Origin of the sequence: Vibrio sp. TRT 21S02, assembly GCF_050113675.1 — a bacterium.
GTDB lineage: Bacteria > Pseudomonadota > Gammaproteobacteria > Enterobacterales > Vibrionaceae > Vibrio.
Genome location: NZ_JBNJOI010000001.1, coordinates 338,832 through 361,292, shown reverse-complemented (window position 1 = coordinate 361,292; position 22,461 = coordinate 338,832). Strand labels below are relative to the sequence as shown.

Here is a 22,461-nt window from a genome sequence, read left to right as displayed (position 1 = left end):
AACCCAGACGCTATAATGCGAACTCCGATTCAGGGAAGCACTAACTATCAGAAGACGTTATGACAAATACACAAAACGTAGACCCAAACGAAATTAAAAAATTTGAAGATATGGCCTCACGTTGGTGGGATTTAGAAGGCGAGTTCAAGCCCCTTCACCAAATTAACCCATTGCGGCTGGGTTACGTTTTACAAAAAGCAGATGGCTTATTTGGTAAGACAGTACTAGACGTAGGTTGTGGTGGTGGCATCTTGGCAGAAAGCATGGCAAAGGAAGGCGCCACTGTAACCGGATTAGACATGGGCAAAGAGCCATTAGAAGTTGCTCGCCTCCATGCTTTAGAAACCGGCACTAAGCTCGAATACATACAAAGCACCATTGAAGAGCACGCTAAAGAAAATGCGGGTAAATACGATGTGGTTACCTGTATGGAAATGTTGGAGCACGTTCCTGACCCACTCTCTGTCATTCGTTCATGTGCTCAGCTAGTAAAACCTGAAGGTCATGTTTTCTTCTCAACGCTAAACCGAAATTTTAAATCATATCTGTTCGCAATTGTTGGCGCAGAAAAGCTATTGAAGATTGTTCCTGAAGGTACACATGACCATGAAAAATTTATTCGCCCTTCAGAATTGATCAAAATGATCGATCAAACTGATCTTATTGAGCAAGGTATCACAGGGTTGCACTACAACCCATTGAATGACACGTATAAACTTGGTCGGAATGTCGATGTAAATTACATTGTCCATACACAAAAATTCTGATCTCAATATATGCAATTCAATCGAAGGCGGTAGCACAAAGTGGCCGCCTTTTTTAGTTATTTGAATCACAATTTCGAGGCTTTGATTCCAAAATAATCAGCTCGATCATCACTACCAATTTTCCCTAAAGATCAAGAAATTTTTTTTTGTTTATGGTTAAGAAAAAACCGATCTAAAAGGAACGCTTTTCTGCTGCTAAATACCACCGTAGATCTTAAGTTAGTAGATACTTACTGTTTTTTTTAATTTTGTTAGTTATCCACAAGTCTTCCAAGATCTGTTCCTTGAAAAACTACTCTCATAGCACTATCTTGTAACCCGAAAACCAAATCACCCCTATATGTTGTGTTTGCACTACAATATAAAGATAGATTTTGATCACAAAGCCGCTATCTAATTTACAAGAATTACACAAAAACACGGCTTTCATCAGTTTTGTTAGGGAAATGAAGCAGAATGAACCAACAACTAACCGTCACTAAGCGTGATGGACGAAAAGAAAGTATTGATCTGGAGAAACTTCATCGCGTAATCACTTGGGCCGCAGAAGGCCTAGATAACGTGTCCGTTTCTCAAGTTGAACTACGTGCTCACATTCAGTTCTACGATGGCATCACCACAACAGATATTCATGAAACCATCATTAAATCTGCTGCGGATCTGATCTCAGAAGAGACGCCTGATTACCAATATCTTGCTGCTCGCCTTGCTGTCTTCCACCTACGTAAAAAAGCCTATGGCCAATATGAGCCACCAACGCTTTATGATCACGTAGCGCGTTTGGTAGACATGGGTAAATACGACAAGCATATTCTCGAAGACTATACAAAAGCAGAATTGGACGAGCTTGATGCGTACATCGACCACAAGCGCGACTTAGACTTCTCTTACGCGGCAGTAAAGCAGTTAGAAGGTAAGTACTTTGTTCAAAACCGCGTATCGGGTGAAATCTACGAAAGTGCTCAGTTCCTGTACATCCTCGTTTCAGCGTGCCTGTTTGCAAATTACCCGAAAGAAACGCGCCTTAGCTACATCAAGCGTTTCTATGATGCGACATCTACATTTAAGATTTCGCTACCAACACCAATCATGTCTGGTGTACGTACCCCTACTCGTCAGTTCAGCTCATGTGTGCTGATCGAGTGTGGTGACAGCCTTGACTCTATTAATGCGACAGCAAGCTCAATTGTACGTTACGTTTCTCAACGTGCGGGTATTGGTATCAACGCGGGTCGTATTCGTGCACTAGGTTCTGAAATCCGTGGTGGTGAAGCATTCCACACTGGCTGTATTCCTTTCTACAAATACTTCCAAACAGCGGTTAAATGCTGTTCTCAAGGCGGTGTGCGTGGTGGTGCAGCTACTGTGTTCTACCCACTATGGCACGGTGAAGCTCGTTCACTCTTAGTTCTTAAGAACAACCGTGGTGTTGAAGAGAACCGTGTACGTCACATGGACTACGGTGTGCAGTTGAACAAACTGATGTACCAACGTTTAGTTGAAGGTGGCAACATCACACTATTCTCACCATCAGATGTTCCGGGTCTGTACGACGCATTCTTCGAAAACCAAGAAGAATTCGAACGTCTATACGTGAAATACGAAAACGATCCGTCTATTAAGAAAGAGACGGTTAAAGCTGTTGAAATGTTCACATTGTTGATGCAAGAACGTGCATCAACAGGTCGTATCTACATTCAGAATGTGGACCACTGTAACACGCACAGCCCATTCGATTCAGAAGTTGCACCAGTTCGTCAGTCAAACCTATGTTTGGAAATCGCATTGCCGACTAAGCCTCTAACGAACGTTGAAGACGATTCAGGCGAAATTGCATTGTGTACACTGTCTGCATTTAACTTGGGTGTCATTAAGTCTCTAGATGACTTTGAAGAACTTTCTGAGCTTGTGGTTCGGGCACTGGATGCACTGCTTGATTACCAAGACTACCCACTGCCAGCTGCATACAAATCGTCCATGAACCGTCGTACGCTTGGGGTTGGTGTGATTAACTTCGCTTACTACTTAGCGAAAAATGGTGTGAAGTATTCCGATGGTAGTGCAAATGGCCTAACCCACCGTACGTTTGAAGCCATCCAGTACTACTTATTGAAAGCATCTGTTGAACTTGCGAAAGAACAAGGTAAATGCCCATCGTTTGATGAAACTAACTATGCGAAAGGCCTATTACCTATCGATACTTACAAAAAGGATATCGATCTAATTTGTGAAGAAGAACTTCATTATGATTGGGATGGCCTACGTCAAGATATCATGGAACATGGTCTGCGCAACTCAACATTAACTGCGCTAATGCCTTCTGAAACTTCTTCTCAGATTTCAAACGCGACAAACGGCATTGAACCACCACGTGGTTACGTATCTGTGAAGGCATCAAAAGATGGTATTCTGAAGCAGGTTGTACCGGACTTTACTGAGTTGAAAGACAACTACGAGCTACTTTGGGATATTGGGTCTAACAACGGTTATTTGCACCTTGTTGGCATCATGCAGAAGTTTGTCGACCAAGCTATCTCTGCCAATACCAACTACGACCCTAGCCGTTTCGAAACCGGTAAAGTACCGATGAAGAAACTGCTGCAAGATCTTCTGACCGCCTATAAGTTTGGTGTAAAAACGCTTTATTACCATAACACTCGTGACGGCGCGAAAGACGATCAAAAAGACGCAGTACAAGCACAAGACGATGATTGTGCAGGCGGCGGTTGTAAGATCTAATCACCAAGCTTAACAGAATGACAGCCTCCCACATTAGGGAGGCTTTAAAGGAATTGAGGCACCATGGCTTACAGTACTTTTAACAGAAATAAAAATGACCAACTAAAAGAACCAATGTTTCTTGGTCAATCAGTCAACGTTGCACGTTACGACCAACAGAAATTCGAGATCTTCGAAAAACTTATTGAGAAGCAACTTTCTTTTTTCTGGCGTCCGGAAGAAGTAGATGTATCTAGCGACCGTATCGACTACAACAAGTTACCTGATCACGAAAAACACATTTTCATCTCTAACTTAAAATACCAAACACTACTGGATTCAATTCAAGGTCGTAGCCCAAACGTAGCGCTACTACCACTCGTTTCTCTGCCTGAAGTTGAAACATGGATTGAGACATGGTCTTTCTCAGAGACAATCCACTCACGCTCATACACTCACATCATCCGTAATATCGTGAATGATCCAGGTATCGTCTTTGATGATATCGTAGAGAATGAACACATCTTAAAACGTGCAGAAGACATTTCTCACTATTACGATGATCTGATTAAGCTAACGAACGATTACCATCGCTACGGTGAAGGTACTCACCATATCAATGGTGAAGAAGTCTCTATCAAGCTTCATGACCTAAAGAAAAAGCTATACCTTTGCTTAATGTCCGTTAACGCACTAGAAGCGATTCGTTTTTATGTCAGTTTCGCTTGCTCTTTTGCGTTTGCAGAGCGTGAGTTGATGGAAGGTAATGCGAAGATCATCAAGCTTATTGCACGTGACGAAGCGCTTCACCTAACAGGCACGCAGCACATGATTAACTTACTGCGTAACGGTCAAGATGACTTCTCATTCATGCAAGTTGCTGAAGAGTGTAAACAAGAGTGTTTCGACCTGTTTAAAGCAGCGGCTGAACAAGAAAAAGAATGGGCAGAATACCTATTCAAAGATGGTTCAATGATTGGCCTAAACAAAGACATTTTATGCCAATACGTTGAATACATTACAAACATTCGTATGCAAGCTGTAGGCTTAGGTGTCGCTTATCCTGACGCAACATCAAACCCTATTCCTTGGATAAACTCATGGTTATCATCTGACAATGTTCAAGTAGCCCCTCAAGAAGCTGAAATTTCTTCTTACTTGGTTGGCCAAATTGAAAGTGATGTCAAAGTAGATGACTTTAAGGACTTCGAACTGTAATGCCAACAATCAAAATCAATCGTATTACGACTATCGAATCAAACCCGTCTAATACTATCTTAGAAACCTTAGAGAGTGCGGGAGTCCAACCTGAATATAATTGCCGCGATGGTCACTGTGGCGCTTGTCGCTGCACCCTTATTTCAGGTGAAGTTGAATACGTTGGTTTTGCAATGGCTTACACTCAAGGCCAAGAAATTCTTCCTTGTATATGCAAAGCAAAGACCGACATCGAGTTAGATGACGTCATCTATAAGCTTAAGGAAAAACGTGCATAGTTATGCACTATAAGAAACCAATAATAACGAAGGCCAGACTATGTGCTGGCCTTTTTAATACCTGATAGAAACTCGTCTGCAGTCAACATTGATACGGGTTTGGCCGCGATCTCTCGTCCATCATCATCGAATAACGATAATCGATAGCCTTGATTACTCATGCGGGAGCCAAGTTCTGGCGCACGACGCCACATTGAAATCACATCAAAAAACTCGCTACTAAGTGCCTCTCCCAAAACAACTTTTTGACTTGACACTTGATACTGAACTTGAATCTTTGACTGATGAAACATGCCCGCTCCTCACAATAGAACCACTGATGAACTCTCAGTTTAAGCAGATTTGTATTAAATGCACGTCGCAAAGTGAAGACATTTTAGCCTTCCATTAAAAATCATTCGTTTAGCACTTAGACCAAATTGTCATAAAAAAAACATATGAAACCCAATTGGTAATATAGAGCATATTCATTCACTTATTGTCAAACGCAAAGCGGGTGTCATTTGACACCCGCTCGCTTTTCATATACCGCTTTCTAACACTATGATCCAATAACACTTTGCGGCACAAACATTTCTTTTTCTGATTTTAAAGAACTGTAACGCACAAAAATGGGCTTTGATGAAAGGTAACGACGCAACATATCCGCTGCGACTGTTGAAATCACTAACCTCTGTTCTTTTTTCGAATACGTTCGATTAAATTGTAGCTTTTGTCCCCACTCACCTTCTGGAGCTGCTAGTGCTACAGTAAACGTATCTTCCACTACTTTCCCTGTCACCAGAGCCAGATCAGTCGCACACTTTTCACGAGTGGCGCCGGCAAGCGCAAAGGTTGCAGCCAGATGATCACTTTCTTCATTGCCTAGTTGCACTCGGTGCCCCAATACCCAGCCATGGCCACAGTATGTCGCAACATGATCATCTTCATGTAACCAATTTGATAACCAACCGAATGTCGACTGTTCGGTGATCGCCAGTGATTGTTTTCTATGTTCAATCAAACTACCAAGGTGAGCTAACATCGGCTCATCAACACTCACGACGTGTGTTTCAATTAAATTAAATAGGAGCTGCATTAACTTAGATCGATTTTCAACATCGTTCACAGGACCGAACAGCTTTACTTCAATGAATGGGAGGTAAGAGCGATAGCCAAGAGTATAACCCGCCGGTAGTTCAACTTTATCTAACTTATCCGACAATGCAGACTCTGATGTGCCAAAAGTATAGAGACGACTACACTCCTCGCCAGTTACATGTGGAAATAAATTTTTTAAATCTGGCAAGATTTGTTCATCGACCATGCGCTTAAATTCTTTTGGCACGCCCGGCGTAAAATAGAACAAACAATCATTGATGTGCATCTTGAACCCACACGCTGTGCCTATTGGGTTATCTAAAATCTGGCACGACTTCGGTAAGGTTGCTTGTTTTATATTGCTTTCCGGCATGGTGACACCGCGCTGAGCGAAAAACGCTTCTAATCTGTCGCGCCATTCGGGAAAGACCACAAGCTCCTGCTCCGCAACGTTTGCGGCAGCTTCTGCACTGAGATCATCACTTGTCGGCCCAAGACCGCCATTAACAATCACAACATCGGTATTGAAACTAAGCATTAACAGCTCTTCCATTAACGATGCCATTGCATCGCCAACCGTAGAACGTTTAATAAGCGAGAAACCGTGAACAAAGAAACGCTCAGACAACCATGCAGCATTGGTATCTAAAATATCTCCATGGAGAACTTCTTCTCCTGTACTAAGCATTGCGATCTTCAACATCATTGTTTCCTTTTTATACTTATTTAGACCAAGATTATATACCTAACTTCCGCCAACATGCAGTAAGTATGCTGGTTTAAAAAGATTGAGCGAAGCCTTGTATAGGCTCATTCTTATACCCAAAAATTATCACTCAAAACTCGGTTTATTACTTCTGTTATATACATTGTTAAAACTATCTTAAACAAAGTTCACGGTACATATTTCATTTTTCATCAATTTTCCGGTTTCCATTCTTTTGGCTTTGTATGATAATTGTGAACCTGATCATTAAAACTATAAGATTGTGGAGTTTTCCGTGTATAAAAAACACATCGCTGCCCTGATGTTGTCTGTTTCAACCTGCGCTAATGCAAGTACATTTGATTCCAACCAACATATCGAATTTTCATACACGGTAGATCAACCAGATACTTTCGAGATTTACAATCACTCATATCAGTATGAGGCTCAACCAAGTTATATCTTGGGTTTAACTGAAGGTGATTTAAAATTAGAAGAGCCATCTTTACCTAAATACCTGCAAGTTCAGGATGGGAAAGATTGGGATTATCTTATGGGGCAAACCTACACGATTTTGGGGTTAAGTGTTGCTACAGTAGGTTTGATGACGCTATTGCCTGAATCAATCACCAAATGGGATGAAGAGTCCCGTGACTTAAGTAAACTTGGTAGTAAGTGGAAAGATAATGTTTCTGAAGGCCCAGTATGGGATCGCGATGAGCACTTTCTAAACTACATCATGCACCCATATTTTGGCGGTGTGTACTACACTGCTGCTCGTCACGCTGGATTCAATGAGTTTGAATCTTTCGTTTACTCTGCAACCATGTCGACATTCTTCTGGGAGTATGGCGTAGAAGCATTCGCAGAAGTTCCTTCATGGCAAGATATCTTCATCACGCCGTTTTTCGGTGCGGTCGTGGGTGAATTGATGTTTGAAGCTGAGCAAAACATCGTTTCGACAGGCGGTGAAGTTTGGGGCTCAGAAACAATGGGTGATGTAACATTATTTTTCTTAAACCCAGTTGGCCATATTCATGGTTGGGTGACTGACTCTTGGGGTGGCAGTGCAGACTTCCAGTTCAGCAGCAAACCTTGGTTTGGTAATCAAGATGCCGCTCAATTTGCCATGGATGCTGGCGCAAGCTACGATTCTCAGTTCTATGGTGTAGAACTAAAAATTGCTTTTTAATCAAAGTAATTTGTCTTCTTTAGAATACAAAAAAGCGGCTAAGCCGCTTTTTTTGTGTCCAAGGTTTAATATTCAATAATTGGCTTACTAATTAGGTTAAAAAATTGACCTGTATCAAATCTTATAACCACTCAACTTCTACACTGAAACCAGAAACTTAATAAAAATAAGTCCCTACAATTCAGGAGGCCTGCTATGAACAGCACTTTTATCGTCAATTTCGTCGGTAAAGCGACGCCAGCCACCATTAAGCAACTTGCTGCCACAACTCATGAAAACGACGGGAAATGGTTAATCAGTAAAGTGAACTTTATTGAAGATCAAGTCGCGGCCGTTATCAAGATTGAACTCCCCCAAGACAATGAAGAAACGGTAAAAGAGGCCTTTCGTAATCAACCTGAACTTCTCGTGCAGTTTGTCGATTCTGATCTTCATGGGCACCACGAAGATACAATTTATCAACTTCGTCTTGACTCCAATGACCGAGCTGGGATTGTGAATGAAATCACTCACGTCTTAGATGGCCAAGGCATTAGTATTCTTGATATGGACTGTCAGCGAGTTTTCATCGCCGGTGGTGGTGGCGTTAGCTCTAGCCTATTCACCGCAAACATGGCCATTAAATTGCCAAGCGAAGTCGATATTCAAGATGTAGCAAATGAACTAGAGTCTTTGAGTGAAGATACGCGAGTAATGCTCGAAGCTTAATTAAACAAAAGATAAACAAAGAGCAGCCAATAGGCTGCTCTTTTTGTATGTTAATCCAATTATTTGATAGTCCACTGAGACAGTGAGCGTTTAAAGTCTGAATAGTCAAACTCATTCAGTTTTTGGATATCGCCATTTGAGCGCTCACAATACACCGACGGCATACGAAGGCCATTAAACCAATTAAGCTTTACCATGGTGTAACCTGCACTATCTAGAATATGCAGACGCTGACCAATCTCTAGTGGTTGGTCAAAGTTCGCCACACAGAATTGATCGCCAGCCAAACAAGAGCATGAACCAATGACATATTCGTGCTCGCCGTTTTCTGATGCTTCAAAAATCGACGCTGGCTCGTTATAAATCAGAGTATCCAAGCGGTGCGCTTCGGTTGCCGAATCCACAATCGCAGTCTTCTTCACGTTTTCAACAATATCAACCACAGTAACTACAAGATCCGTAGTCTTAGTAATGATGGCTTCACCCGGCTCTAGGTACATTTGTACCCCATGCTTTTCAGAGAACGATTTCAGCGTTAGCCCTAGTTTTTCGACGCCATAACCAGGCCATGTGAAGAACACACCGCCTCCCATACTGACCCAATCCAACTTATCTAGGTATTCACCAAACTGTTCAGAGATCGAATCCAATAGACCGATAAACGCATCCACATCTTTGTTCTCGCAGTTCATGTGGAACATCACACCATCAATACCATCGAAGATTTCTGGTTTGATATGATCGGCTTGAACGCCTAAACGAGAAAACTGACGTGCAGGGTTTGCCAAGTCTTGACCCGCGTAGCTTACACCCGGGTTAAGGCGAAGACCGATAGACGCTTTGCCTTCAACGATATGGCGGTAAGCCGCTAGCTGTGACTGCGAGTTGAAAATCATTTTGTCACAGATATCCGCCACTTCGCGTACGTCATCTTCGCTGTAGCCCACACTGTATGCGTGGGTTTCACCACCGAATGTTTCATAGCCAAGTTTTACTTCAAACGGGCCTGAACTTGTCGTGCCGTCTAAGTAAGGCTTAATGATGTCAAACACACCCCACGTCGAGAAACACTTCAGCGCAAGCACTAGCTTAACGCCAGAAATCTCTTTGAGCTGCTTCGCTTTCTCTAGGTTCTCAATCAACTTATCTTCGTTGATCATAAAGTATGGGGTTTTAAGTTCTTCTTTCTTAAATGTCATTTCTATACGCACTCAAGCAGCATCTAACAGATGGATAAGGAAAATTAGTTGATTGGTGTGATTTAGTTTAATTTTGTCCTGTCCGAACGCAGTGAGTTACAAAATCAAACTAAATGATACCAACACCTTAAGGTAGCAATCGCTAAAAAGGGAACAGTCCTTGTCCCCTTTAATAAGTAATCAGACCAAAGGCCAGTTCTTATTTATTAAGCTCGTGGATCAATGGTAATCCTTGACCCGCTTCAAGCTCCTGAACATGCCAATCTAGACCAATGCTAGGCATAGTTTCTAGGAATGGGTCTGGGTTTAGCTGCTCCATGTTGAACACACCTTTATCTGCCCATTCACCACGGAAGAACTGAAGCGCAGCTGTGATCGCTGGTACACCTGTCGTGTAAGAGATCGCTTGGTGCTCAACATCTTCGTATGCAACTTCGTGATCCGCATTATTGTAGATAAACACACTACGCTCTTTGCCATCTTTCTTGCCTTGCACCCAAGTACCGATACACGTTAAACCCGTGTAGCCCGGTGCTAGTGATGTTGGATCTGGCAATAGTGCTTTTAGTACGTGTAGCGGTTGTACCACTGTACCGTCGTGCAGAGTAAGCGGGTCTGGGCTTAATAGACCGATATCACGCATTACGTTGAAGTAGTTAAGGTAACGGTCACCAAAACCCATCCAGAATTCAATGCGTTTGGCTGGGATGAATTCTTGCATTGAACGAACTTCATCGTGCGCCATTGAGTACACTTTGTGTGACCCACAGTTCGGGAAATCAAACTCTAGCATGCGGGAATGACAAGGTACTTGTTTCCACTCTTCGTTTTCCCAGTAGAACGAGTCGCCTTGAATTTCCAGCATGTTGGTTTCAGGATCAAAGTTAGTCGCGAACTTCTTACCATGGTCACCTGCGTTAACGTCCATTACGTCGATGGTATCAATTTCATCGAACAAGTGTTTCACCGCATACGCTGCGAATACGGATACTACGCCTGGATCGAAACCAGCACCTAAAATACCTGTAATGCCCGCTTCTTTAAACTTCTCACGGTAACCCCATTGCCAATCATAAGCTTGCGGTACTTGCTGACCTTCAGAACACAGGTCAACAGCGACGGATGTATCTAAGTATGAAACTTTCGCTTGGTAACATGCTTCCATAATGGTCATGTTAACCCAAGGAGGGCCTGCATTAATAACCAAGTCAGGCTGAACATCTTTAATAAGAGCAACCAGTGCATCAACATCGTCAGCGTTAACAGCACGAGATTCTAGCTTCTTAGATGGGTCTTTCAGGTTGTTTTTCTTTTGAATCGATTCAATGATCTTTTCACATTTTCCAACCGTACGTGACGCAATGGTGATATCACCCAATACGTCATTGTTCTGTGCTGCTTTATGCGCAACAACCCAACCAACACCACCTGCACCAATTTGAAGAATTGCCATTATTCCCTACCCTTATTACGCCAGCTCAACTGCTAGCTGGTTGATATCATTTAAAAGTTTTTCAAAGTCTGACAGAGCCAGACATGGATTTAAGATCGTAAATTTCAGCGCCGATTTCCCATCGACGGTTGTTTCACCAAGCACAGCAATACCGCGCACCAAGGCTTCAATACGGACTTGCTGATTCAACTTATCCAGATCTTGACCGTTGAATGTAGTGCGGAACAGTACGGTTGAAAGTGAAGGTTCGGCTAACAACTCAAAGCTTTGGTGGTTACGTACAAGCTCCGCTACGTCCTGTGTTTGAACAAGCAGATGATCGTACATCTCTCCGAGCGCTGTCGGACCTACACTTTGCATCGTCATAAAGACTTTTAATGCGTCAAAGCGTTTGGTGGTTGCGATTGATTTGTCCACCAAATTAGGCAGCTCATCGTGCTCGCGATTTAGATATTCTGCGTGGTGAAGTAAGAATTTAAAGTTCGCCTTGTCTTTAACCAGCACAGCACCACAACTGATTGTTTGGTAAAACAACTTATGAAAATCAACGCTGACAGAATCGGCACGCTCTATTCCTGCTAAACGAGATTTTTGCTTACTGAGAATGAGTGCGCCGCCATAGGCACCGTCTACATGCATCCACAACTGGTGCTTTTCAGCAACATTCGCAATGGTAGTAAGGTCATCAATTGCGCCATGATCCGTGGTGCCCGCAGTACCAACAACGGCAAATGGAATCAAACCTTGCGCTTTTGCATCAGCGACTACCGCATCAAGTTGCGAAGCATCCATCGTACCGTCAGGATTAGCAGTAACCGTCAGTACGGCTTTCTCACCCAACCCCATCCACGATGCTGATTTTTGAACGGTAAAATGTGCATTCTCAGAACATACAATACGCAGTTTGTCTGCATACTCAGGTAAACCTAGCTTCTGGATAGAATGACCACTCAACTTATCAGCAATCCAATCTCTTGCGAGCATCAGGCCCATTTGGTTGCTCTGAGTACCGCCACTGGTAAAAATGCCGTCTGCCTTTTCACCAAGTTGATACTTATCGCACAACCAATTCACCACCTTTTGTTCAACATAGGTTGCTGAAGAGGCTTGATCCCATGAGTCCATTGATTGGTTCAATGCTGCAATCATTGCTTCTGCTGCAATTGCAGGCATCAGAGGTGGTGTATGAAGGTGAGCAATACAATTTGGGTGTTGGGTGAAAATGGCATTTTTCGCCACAAGCTCGGTCGTACCGTCAATCACCTCTTTGAGGCTAGTTGTCGAGGCATCTAGATTCGCCGCATTTATCTGAGCTTCAAGAAGCTTAGGATCCATACCTGAATATGGTTTATCCACCATTTCAAATAACTGTTTCATCGCCACTGTGGTGTGGTTCATTACAGAAGCAAACTCATTCGCACCATCTTCACCAGTGTGAACAAAATGTTTTTTCCACTCTGAGTTAGGTAGAGGCTCAACTAAACTTCCACCAGCAATCAAAATCGCCTCTTCCATCACACGCAGTGCAAAGTCAATTTGTTCGAATGAAATGATCAGTGGAGGCAAAAAACGGATCACAGATCCCTCTCTGCCTCCTTTCTCAACCATTAGCCCGCGCTCAAGTGCCGCACGCTGGATTCGTAGCGTCATTTCACCATCGGCAAGCGGCTCTCCAAACTTGTTTTTATCACCATTTGGATTTTTTATCTCAACACCTAGCATTAAGCCTTTACCACGAACTTCTGCAATGCAGTTCACGCGCTGTTGAATTTTTTCCAATCCATGACGAAGGTATTGACCTGCAACATTGGCATGGTCGACAAGGTGATCACGCTCGATAATTTCCAATGCCTTTGCACCAGAGACCATCGCCAATTGATTACCACGGAAGGTCCCGGTGTGTTCACCCGCCTTCCAAGTATCTATCGATTTATTAAACACCAGAATCGACATTGGTAGACCACCACCAATGGCTTTAGACAAACAAAGTATATCTGGATTAATGCCAGATTCTTCAAACGCAAATCGGTAACCTGATTTACCAACGCCACACTGAATTTCATCGAAAATCAGTAAGATACCGTGTTCATCACAAATACGTCGTAATTCACGTAACCAGAATGCAGGAGCAGGAATCACGCCACCTTCACCTTGTACAGGCTCTACGACAATAGCCGCGGGTTTCATAATTCCCGCTTCATCGTCGTTCAAAAGGCGATCGATATAACGAATACTGGCTTTTGCCCCTTCATCACCACCTAAACCAAATGGGCAACGAAGGTTGTATGGGAATGGCATGAAGTGAACATCAGACATAAGCCCTGTACGACGAGCTTTTGTGCCTAAATTGCCCATCATACCCATGGTGCCATTGGTCATACCATGATACGCACCACGGAAAGCAAACATGGTATTGCGACCGGTGGTTTGTTTTGCAAGCTTGATCGCCGCTTCCACAGCATCTGCCCCTGACGGTCCACAAAATTGTATTGCCGAATTTTGGGCAAAATCTTGCGGTAAAAACGCTTTAACCTGCTTAATGAATTTATCTTTTGCGTTGGTTGTAATATCAAGCGTTTGATAAGGCAAACCAGAATCCAACTGCTCTTTTAATGCTTGGTTGATCTCTGGATGGTTGTAACCCAAAGCTAATGTGCCTGCACCAGCAAGACAGTCTAAGAAAACCTGCCCACGAGTATCTTCAACTAGTGCGCCGTAGGCTTGCTTAATTGCAATGGGTAATCGTCTTGGGTACGAACGTACTTCTGACTCATGCTCTGCCTGATCCAGTAAAACCTGATCTGGCGTTAAATCATATACTCCATCCACAACAGGGATTTGAGTGGAGAAAACATTTGCGATAGCGTTGTTATCGACTTCAAAGGCGGTGCTCATATTATGCCCCTTGAAACAATCAATACATACAACACGCTTATCTCTTGTAGTTAAGATATGACGTGCAGATACACTTAATCCCTCGTAGCGTAAATTACGGGTACGAGAAAACGACCATCAGTTATAGATGGTTAATTCTATTTCAGGAATTCAAGGTTCAGTGATGCAACTGTTTTGCAGAACAGGGCATTTTGGAAGTATGAAGCTGATTAATGTGTGTTTGTTAAATGAGTTCAATGTTGGGTTTCCCATTCACATGCCGATTCCACGACATTAAGTATCCCGTCTATCGACAAAAGGACTTGCCGATACCTACCCTACGTATAATTACTCAGCCCGAATATTTATACGCGTATCCCCCAGAGCGCCACTTTATGGGCTCACATCCGAGATTGCGCGCGAAAATAACATAATAATCATTAAAATTGCAAAGGATTTTTAGTGATGCGAGTCCAGAATGTTGATGCAAATTAAAAAAGAGGCCATTCAACTGAACGGCCTCAAGTTACTCCTATGCTGCATCGTTCTTTATGATTTGTGACAACAACTCTACTGAGTCAAAGGTGTTATCTGGCGCTATATAATCCCCTAATATATTGGCACCATCTTCCAAGATTATGGTTTGCTCGCCATCTTCATGCTCAATGATAAGCGCAAGATCGTCATCAACAATTTCCACATCCATATTGGTGATCAGCTCATCAACATCAAGGCTATCTGTATCATCAAGCACATCATCTAAATCGATAATATCTTCATCGAGGACAAAGTCTTTGATGATGTCAGTACCACTATCTAAAGTGTCGTCCAACCAACTGAAGACGTTTGCATTGTCATCACCAACCATCACTTCATTACCTAGTTCGGAGTTCAATGCATCACCATTCGCAGCTGACAACACTTGATATGCTGGTGATTCTGATACATCAATAGTGACCGTAGCTTCCTCACTTAAAGCGAGTTCAGAATCAACAGCGAGGTAATCAAAGGTCACATCTTCAGTAATATCCTGAGTACCTGTAATATACCGTAGTTCCCAATTCCCACCCGTTGATGACATTTCCATCGATACTATAGGGTTGTCTGGCGAAGAGTAAGTGAACTCATAAAGAATCTGGTCATGACCAGTATCACCAGGATCTTTTTGATACTGCTCGGTGTGAGTCGAACCATCAGCTAAAGTAAACGTAACCTCAATATAGACATCACTGTTTGCGTTAAACTCAGCTCCCATACCATCTAAGCCAAACGTCACAACCTCAAGCGGATTATTAGATAAATCAATAATCAAGCGTTCTTCTTTATTCATTCCCTGACCATCACTATCGCCAATACCAAAGCCGACATGGGGTTGCTGGCCATCGTACTGTGTCAAAGGTTTGTCATTATTATCTACGAGTGTAATAGTGATAGTATTGCCATTGTCTAGTGTAATAAGCCGTTCTGAGTCACTTACATAGTCACCCCAGTTATAGAAGCCATCTTCACCAACAACAACATCGTTAGGATCGCCGCTATACCCCAACTCAAATGGGTCACCGGCACCGGGAACATAAACAATATTGTTCGGATCCAATAGCTTGTTGGCATCAATGGCTTCTCCAACGACATGTAAATCCGCTTCAGTTAACTCTCTAGTCACGCCCATATCATCGGTGTATAAAAGCACACCATATTGAGGTAATGAGGTAAGCATGATATTGACTTGAGTTCCCGTGAAGTCATCATCCTCATCTGAAATATGGTCTTCACTCTCTATATCCGAGTCGAACACAATGGGTACAATGGCTTCACTTCCCGCATCAACCAAAAAGTCTTCAGCCATAGGCAGTTCATTGACATTGAGCTCACTAAGCTCAACATTGATATCAGTAAATTTCTGAATACCAAAACCATCAACCTCTGTCGCTGTCACAACTAAGGTGTGAACATTTGCCAACGCTTCATAATTGTTCGTGAAAGCTAAGGCACCAAATGTTGTTAACGTGATTGCGCCAGTTGTGCTGTTAATAGCAAACAGATCGTTACCATCACCATCTTTAATATTAGTTTTGATGCTATACGTAACGTCTTCACCATCAGCATCGGTTGCAGACACCGTTCCTATAATGTGATCAGAAGTATTATTTTCTTCATAGGTAAATGCATACTGATCGCCATCATTTGGGTCAAACACTGGTGCATTATCGTCGAGGTTCTGTTCATTAAGGATCACATCAACATCGCTGGTTTTAACCTCACCTAACCCATCCACTTCAGTCGCGGTCACGACTAGGTTATGAGTATTCGCCAGTGTTTCGTAATCATTACTGAATGCAGCTACGCCATCTTCTGTCAGACTGATTTCACCGGTCAGTTCATCGATTTCAAAGAGGGGGTTATTGCTCGCATCATAAACATTGGTTTTAATGCTGTAGGTGACGTTTTCACCATCCGCATCGGTTGCTGAAACGGTACCTATCACGTAAGCATCAGAGGAGTTTTCATCGTAGTTGAAGACGTAGTCTCCATCACCGTTGGTGTCGTTAAAGATTGGGCCATTGTCGTCTAGGTTCTGTTCGTTAAGGATCACATCAACATCGCTGGTTTTAACCTCACCAAACCCATCCACTTCGGTCGCGGTCACGACTAGGTTATGGGTATTCGCCAGTGTTTCGTAATCGTTGCTGAATGCAGCTACACCATCTTCTGTCAGACTGATTTCACCAGTCAGCTCATCGATTTCAAACAATGGATTATCATCAGCATCAAACACATTGGTTTTAATGCTGTAGGTGACGTCTTCACCATCCGCATCGGTTGCTGAGACAGTACCTATCACATAAGCATCAGAGGAGTTTTCATCGTAGTTGAAGACGTAGTCTCCATCACCATTAGTGTCGTTAAAGATTGGGCCATTATCGTCAAGGTTCTGTTCATTAAGGATCACATCAACATCGGTGGTTTTAACCTCACCTAATCCGTCCACTTCGGTTGCGGTCACGACTAAGTTATGAGTATTCGCCAGCGTTTCGTAATCGTTGCTGAATGCAGCTACACCATCTTCTGTCAGGCTGATTTCGCCGGTCAGCTCATCAATTTCAAATAATGGTTTGTTATCAACATCATAAACGTTGGTTTTAATGCTGTAGGTGACATCTTCTCCATCTGCATCGGTTGCTGAGACAGTACCTATTACGTAAGCATCAGTGGAGTTTTCGTCATAATTGAAGACGTAGTCTCCATCACCGTTGGTGTCGTTAAAGATTGGGCCATTGTCGTCAAGGTTCTGTTCATTAAGGATCACATCAACATCGCTGGTTTTAACCTCACCTAACCCATCCACTTCAGTCGCGGTCACGACTAGGTTATGAGTATTCGCCAGTGTTTCGTAATCGTTGCTAAATGCAGCTACACCATCTTCTGTCAGACTGATTTCACCAGTCAGTTCATCGATTTCAAAGAGGGGGTTATTGCTCGCATCATAAACGTTGGTTTTAATGCTGTAGGTGACGTCTTCACCATCCGCATCGGTTGCAGAAACGGTACCTATCACGTAAGCATCAGAGGAGTTTTCATCGTAGCTAAAGACGTAGTCTCCATCACCATTAGTGTCGTTAAAGATTGGGGCATTGTCGTCTATATTTAATTCATTCAATACAACGTCAACATCAACCGACTGAGGGGTTCCCAGTCCATCAACTTCAATAACAGTTACCACTAAGTTGTGAGCATTATTTAGTACTTCAAAGTCGTTTGTAAATGCAGCTGCACCTTCAGCGGTTAAGCTGATCTCTCCTGTTACCGGATCAATTTGGTAAAGATCATTACCTTCACCATCGGTAATATTGCTGCTAATGCTGAAAGCTAATACTTCATTGTCTGGGTCAGTCGCAGATACCTGCCCTACAGTGACACCTTCTGCTGTACCTTCCTCATAGCTAAAGGAATACTGGTCACCATCGTTAGGACTGAATTCTGGTAAGTCATTGGTACCATTAATAGTGACAGTCACCGTACTAACGGTTCCATCGCTGGCGGTCACTTCAAAATCTTCACTTAAAGCATCACCAACATTCAATTCATCGAATGCGCTGTTTGCGACAAAAGTCCAGTTACCAAATTCATCAATCGAAAACAGACCATTGGTTCCGGGAGTGTCTGTTTGCGGGATAAAGGTAGGATCATCGGTATCCGTTGCGATAAGCGTGCCTTCAACAACAACAGGTTCGTCAGTTTCAAATACTGCAACGTTATCGTCACCAATAATAACTGCTTGCGAGCTAACCAAACTTTCTTCAACAACATCGATGAGTGCCAAACTTTGAGTTTCAGACAATCCTTGAGATTCCAGACCTGACGTATCGAAGAAGGTCTCGGCCTGAGTTTCAGCCCCAGTTCGGTCAATATCGCCTGAACCAGTCAAGCTTGAACCATTTTGTCCACCAGCGGCTGTTGCGAAGTCTTCATTTTGAGTCGGGTCGACCCCTTCTTCAATTTGTTCAATGATCGACGCAATTTCACTGTCGAGATCCAACGGTAAACCTGTACCTCCATCCTGCACAAATTCAGCGCTTATATCAGGAAAAGAAGCCCCTTCTGTTGAAGACTCTGTTGCCGCAGTAGCTCCACGCCCTACAGTAACAATGACCTCTCCCGGTCCCGGAATTTCGCCAGGCAGCAATGGACGAATTTGTCCGTTCGTATCAATCACAATCGTCGTGTTCGCAAGCACGAATGGAGCGAGAGTTGCAGTATTCATAGCGTCTGTCCCTATTAAGGTGAGTCGCATCTTCACAGACAAACAGACACAGCTTCACCACCTATCCTACTTGTAAAACTAGGGCAGCAAATACCGACATTCAACTCGATAATAAGAAAGTCCAAACGAAATAAATGCAAAGTCAATAATCTTTTCTATTATATCGCGTGATTAAATTCTCAAATATCTCTCAAGTAATCTAAGCTTCCATTAAATAACAAGAATGCATGGTCATTTCATTACACGCTGACCGACTCAAATCCATAAACGAACGAGGGAAGAACAGTGAACTGGAAATCATCCATATTGCTAAGCTGTTCGGTGGCCTTCAGCCTACATACTCAGGCTCAAACACTCGAACAAGCCGTCGCGATCACTTTGGCGACTAACCCTGAAATCAAAGGCATCTTTAATGAATATGCCAGCGTCGTTAAACAACATGATGCCGCAAGCGGTGCATACCTACCCAGCTTAGATTTAGATGCAGGTATAGGTTACGAGGGTATTGACCCAGTAAGTTCAAGCGGACGAGAAAATACTGATTTAACCCGTAAAGAGGCGTCAATAACGCTGACTCAACTGATATGGGATGGTTCAGCAACGTTGAACGACATGGACCGTACTGCCGCGGATGCCGAATCCATCCGCCTTCAAATCCTCGCAGATGCTTCTGACATCGCATTACAAGTCACAGAGGTTTATTTAGATGCCGTGAAAGCAACCGAAGTACTGGCCCTCTCGGAGAGTAACCTTGCCGTTCATAAAGATATTTACAGAGATATAAAACGCAGAGCCGATTCAGGAATAGGTTCAACAGCAGACTTGACGCAAGTTGAAGCTCGTGTTGCCAAAGCTCATGGTAACTTGCTTGCAGCACAAAATAACCTAGTTGACACCCATACCCAATTCCGACGTCTTGTGGGTCAAGAGCCCATTGGCCTGATCTATCCTCGCGCTGATGCTTCAAAGATTCCTCTATCATTAACAGATGCGCTTGATGATGCATTCGATAATCACCCTGTTATTAAAATTGCAAAAGCCGATGTTGATTCAGCCCGCTTCCAATATAAACAGTCGAAAGGTAACTACTACCCAACCTTCTCAATTGAAGCCAGTCAGACATGGCGTAACGACGCCGCCGGTGATGAGGGTACTCGTGAAGAAACCCTTGCGATGCTGCGCATGCGATACAACTTGTACAATGGTGGAAGTGATAGTGCCTTATCTGAGCGTTCTGCATACCAACTGAATCGTGCAAAAGATTTAAGGGAAAACGCGTACCGTCAAGTTGAAGAAAGCTTGCGCCTGTCGTGGAGTGCTCTCGACCTAACTCTACAACAGAAAAACTTCCTTGCTGACCATGTTGATGCCGCATCAGACACAGTGATTGCTTACGAAAAGCAATACCAAATTGGCCAGCGTACCTTACTGGACTTACTCAACACCGAAAATGAATTGTTTGAAGCACGGAAAGACTATTTAGATGCACATTACGCTGAACAGTATGCAAAATACCGCGTAATGAACGCGACAGGAGGGTTACTGGATGCACTCCTTGTCGATATACCTGAAGAATGGACAAGACCAATGGAGTACTAATTATGACTAATGCCTTTTTTGTCACCACTTGTACTCTTTGCTCTCTCCTACTGGCAACAGCCAATGCAGAGGAAGAGTACACTTACATCGATACCCCAGCTGCAGATCAGATTGCGGATTTGCAAGATGATGATCGAGATGGTGTGGTTAATGCTCGTGATATATGTCCTGCAACACCACAAGGTGCGCAAGTGGACAATGAGGGTTGTGGTGAAACAGTTAGAGAAGAAGATGAGCGACAGCTGCGTATTCTGTTCTCCCACGACTCAGATGAAATTAACCCTGTCTTCACTGAACAAATTGCAACAATGGCAGATTTTCTTGAACAATATACATCCGCATCGATTGAAATTCAGGGGTTTGCCAGCAAAGTCGGCTCTCCAGAATATAACTTGGCGCTTTCCAAACGTAGAGCCCATGCAGTCGAAACGCTGCTTCTCGATTACGGTGTCGACCCTAAACGTGTTCGTATTGTAGGTTATGGAGAAACACGATTAGAAGCAGAGGGTGATGATCCTGCTTCTCATGCCGTTAATAGAAAAGTAACTGCGACGGTTGTTGGTTTAACTGAAAGGGTTATTGATGAGTGGACTATTTTCTCCAAAATTGAAAAATAAGTCGTCGAATGTAAAAGCGCTCCCATTTGGGAGCGCTTTTTAGTTTACTTTTTAGGTAATGATATATGGAGAAGGATATATCCCAATATTGCTGCGGTAGTTGAGCCCATCAAAATACCTAGTCGAGCGTAAGTATCAAACTCAACATTTACCTGACCAAATGCCAGTGAAGAGATGAAGATCGACATAGTAAAGCCGATACCACATAACACTGACACAGCAAATATATGTTTAAAGTTGATGCCTTCAGGTAGCTTCGCCACACCAAACTTAACTGCCGCCCAGCTGAACGAGAAGATCCCTAATGGTTTACCAACCAATAGTCCAAGCGCAATACCTAGCGGTAGCATAGAGGTTAAGCCTGACATTGAGACACCCTCTAGTGAAATACCTGCGTTAGCGAATGCGAACAAAGGTAGAATGAAAAACGCTACATATGGGTGTAATGCATGCTCCATGTGTTTTAGTGGCGACTTCTCTCCTGCATTCCCTTTCAATGGAATAGCAAAACCAATCACCACACCCGCCAGTGTCGCGTGAACACCAGATTTCAGTACTGCAAACCAAAGGATGGCACCTACGATCATATAGGGCGTCAGTTTCGTCACATGTTTGGCGTTTAACACAAACAGCGCCGCGGTCATTGCAAAGCCAACCATCAACGCCATTGTTGATAGGTCACCGGTGTAGAACAGTGCAATGATAACGACAACACCAAGGTCATCAATAATCGCAAGTGCAAGCAAGAACACTTTTAAGCTGACTGGAACACGCTTACCGAGTAGCGCCATAATACCAAGTGCAAAAGCAATGTCGGTAGCTGCTGGGATCGCCCACCCTTGAATCGCTTGAGCATCACCAGCATTAAACAAGATGTAGACAAGTGCCGGTGCTAACATACCACCGACAGCGGCAATCGCTGGGAAGATTGCTGTCTCTTTTGACTTCAATGCGCCTTCAAGTAACTCACGTTTAACTTCAAGACCAATAAGTAAAAAGAAGACCGCCATTAGACCATCATTGATCCAATGCGAGACAGACATACCAAACACATAAGAATGTAAGAAAGCTTGATAAGTTTCATTAAGAGGAGTGTTTGCAATGGTCATCGCAATTGCTGCTGCAATTACCAGAAGAATGCCACCAGCAGACTCCATTTTGAAGAAATCGCGAATAATATCGCTCATGATATCGCCCTTATATTTATTGTGTTAATAAACGATTAACCAAGAATAGTGATGAGTGTATCGATAACCTTTCTACAGGAAAAATCGCTTGTTCGGAGTATAT

General features: G+C 43.2%; 15 protein-coding genes. 8 read left to right on the top strand and 7 right to left on the bottom strand.

The features are described 5' to 3' along the window. The first annotated feature begins 59 nt into the window (after positions 1-59). The 4 genes from ubiG to yfaE all read left to right on the top strand — a co-directional run bounded on the left by ubiG (position 60) and on the right by yfaE (position 4,981). The gene (gene ubiG / locus ACQEXU_RS01690; RefSeq protein WP_367986586.1) at positions 60-767 is read left to right on the top strand and encodes a bifunctional 2-polyprenyl-6-hydroxyphenol methylase/3-demethylubiquinol 3-O-methyltransferase UbiG; all 708 of its coding nucleotides are present in this window, start codon (positions 60-62) and stop codon (positions 765-767) included. 456 nt (positions 768-1,223) lie between these two features. After that, positions 1,224-3,506: a class 1a ribonucleoside-diphosphate reductase subunit alpha gene (gene nrdA / locus ACQEXU_RS01685; protein WP_427009408.1), complete on the top strand. Its 2,283-nt coding sequence runs from the start codon at positions 1,224-1,226 to the stop codon at positions 3,504-3,506. A gap of 63 nt (positions 3,507-3,569) precedes the next feature. Then, the gene (gene nrdB, locus ACQEXU_RS01680) at positions 3,570-4,703 is read left to right on the top strand and encodes a class Ia ribonucleoside-diphosphate reductase subunit beta (protein WP_427009407.1); all 1,134 of its coding nucleotides are present in this window, start codon (positions 3,570-3,572) and stop codon (positions 4,701-4,703) included. After that, positions 4,703-4,981 (top strand): class I ribonucleotide reductase maintenance protein YfaE, encoded by a 279-nt coding sequence (gene yfaE, locus ACQEXU_RS01675; protein WP_367986590.1) that lies wholly within the window; start codon positions 4,703-4,705, stop codon positions 4,979-4,981. The genes nrdB and yfaE overlap by 1 nt, the downstream gene beginning before the upstream one ends. Positions 4,982-5,019: 38 nt before the next feature. Here the strand turns inward: yfaE and ACQEXU_RS01670 are convergent, their stop codons facing one another. Together ACQEXU_RS01670 and ACQEXU_RS01665 are read right to left on the bottom strand one after the other, a co-directional pair. Continuing rightward, positions 5,020-5,274 (bottom strand): hypothetical protein, encoded by a 255-nt coding sequence (locus tag ACQEXU_RS01670; RefSeq protein ID WP_367986591.1) that lies wholly within the window; start codon positions 5,272-5,274, stop codon positions 5,020-5,022. 248 nt (positions 5,275-5,522) lie between these two features. Then, the gene (locus ACQEXU_RS01665) at positions 5,523-6,764 is read right to left on the bottom strand and encodes a CinA family nicotinamide mononucleotide deamidase-related protein (RefSeq protein ID WP_427009406.1); all 1,242 of its coding nucleotides are present in this window, start codon (positions 6,762-6,764) and stop codon (positions 5,523-5,525) included. A 298-nt stretch (positions 6,765-7,062) separates the two neighbouring features. On the opposite strand from ACQEXU_RS01665, the gene ACQEXU_RS01660 reads away from it, so the two are divergent. Both ACQEXU_RS01660 and ACQEXU_RS01655 read left to right on the top strand, forming a co-directional pair. Next, positions 7,063-7,959, top strand: coding sequence for a DUF3943 domain-containing protein (locus ACQEXU_RS01660; RefSeq protein ID WP_367986592.1), 897 nt, complete (start codon positions 7,063-7,065; stop codon positions 7,957-7,959). 195 nt (positions 7,960-8,154) lie between these two features. Beyond that, the gene (locus ACQEXU_RS01655; protein WP_367986593.1) at positions 8,155-8,667 is read left to right on the top strand and encodes a glycine cleavage system protein R; all 513 of its coding nucleotides are present in this window, start codon (positions 8,155-8,157) and stop codon (positions 8,665-8,667) included. 59 nt (positions 8,668-8,726) lie between these two features. On the opposite strand, the gene nspC is transcribed toward ACQEXU_RS01655, so the two are convergent. The 4 genes from nspC to ACQEXU_RS01635 form a co-directional block, all read right to left on the bottom strand. Next, complete coding sequence (gene nspC, locus ACQEXU_RS01650) at positions 8,727-9,866, bottom strand: carboxynorspermidine decarboxylase (RefSeq protein ID WP_427009405.1); 1,140 nt, start codon at positions 9,864-9,866, stop codon at positions 8,727-8,729. A gap of 199 nt (positions 9,867-10,065) precedes the next feature. Further along, entirely contained in the window at positions 10,066-11,319 is a 1,254-nt protein-coding gene (locus ACQEXU_RS01645) for a carboxynorspermidine synthase (protein ID WP_427009404.1), read from the bottom strand. Positions 11,320-11,334: 15 nt separating this feature from the next. Further along, a complete protein-coding gene (locus ACQEXU_RS01640; RefSeq protein ID WP_427009403.1) occupies positions 11,335-14,214 on the bottom strand; it encodes a pyridoxal phosphate-dependent class III aminotransferase in 2,880 nt (959 codons plus the stop codon). Positions 14,215-14,725: 511 nt separating this feature from the next. Further along, positions 14,726-18,955: a VCBS domain-containing protein gene (locus tag ACQEXU_RS01635; protein ID WP_427009402.1), complete on the bottom strand. Its 4,230-nt coding sequence runs from the start codon at positions 18,953-18,955 to the stop codon at positions 14,726-14,728. A 285-nt stretch (positions 18,956-19,240) separates the two neighbouring features. Between ACQEXU_RS01635 and ACQEXU_RS01630 the strand changes: the two genes are divergently transcribed. Together ACQEXU_RS01630 and ACQEXU_RS01625 are read left to right on the top strand one after the other, a co-directional pair. Further along, positions 19,241-20,554, top strand: coding sequence for a TolC family outer membrane protein (locus tag ACQEXU_RS01630; protein ID WP_427009401.1), 1,314 nt, complete (start codon positions 19,241-19,243; stop codon positions 20,552-20,554). A gap of 2 nt (positions 20,555-20,556) precedes the next feature. Continuing rightward, positions 20,557-21,171, top strand: a complete 615-nt coding sequence (locus ACQEXU_RS01625) for an OmpA family protein (RefSeq protein WP_367986604.1) — start codon at positions 20,557-20,559, stop codon at positions 21,169-21,171. A gap of 44 nt (positions 21,172-21,215) precedes the next feature. Here the strand turns inward: ACQEXU_RS01625 and nhaA are convergent, their stop codons facing one another. After that, on the bottom strand, positions 21,216-22,358 hold the full coding sequence (nhaA, locus tag ACQEXU_RS01620; RefSeq protein ID WP_367986606.1) for a Na+/H+ antiporter NhaA: 1,143 nt from the start codon (positions 22,356-22,358) through the stop codon (positions 21,216-21,218). Between the last annotated feature and the right edge of the window lie 103 nt (positions 22,359-22,461).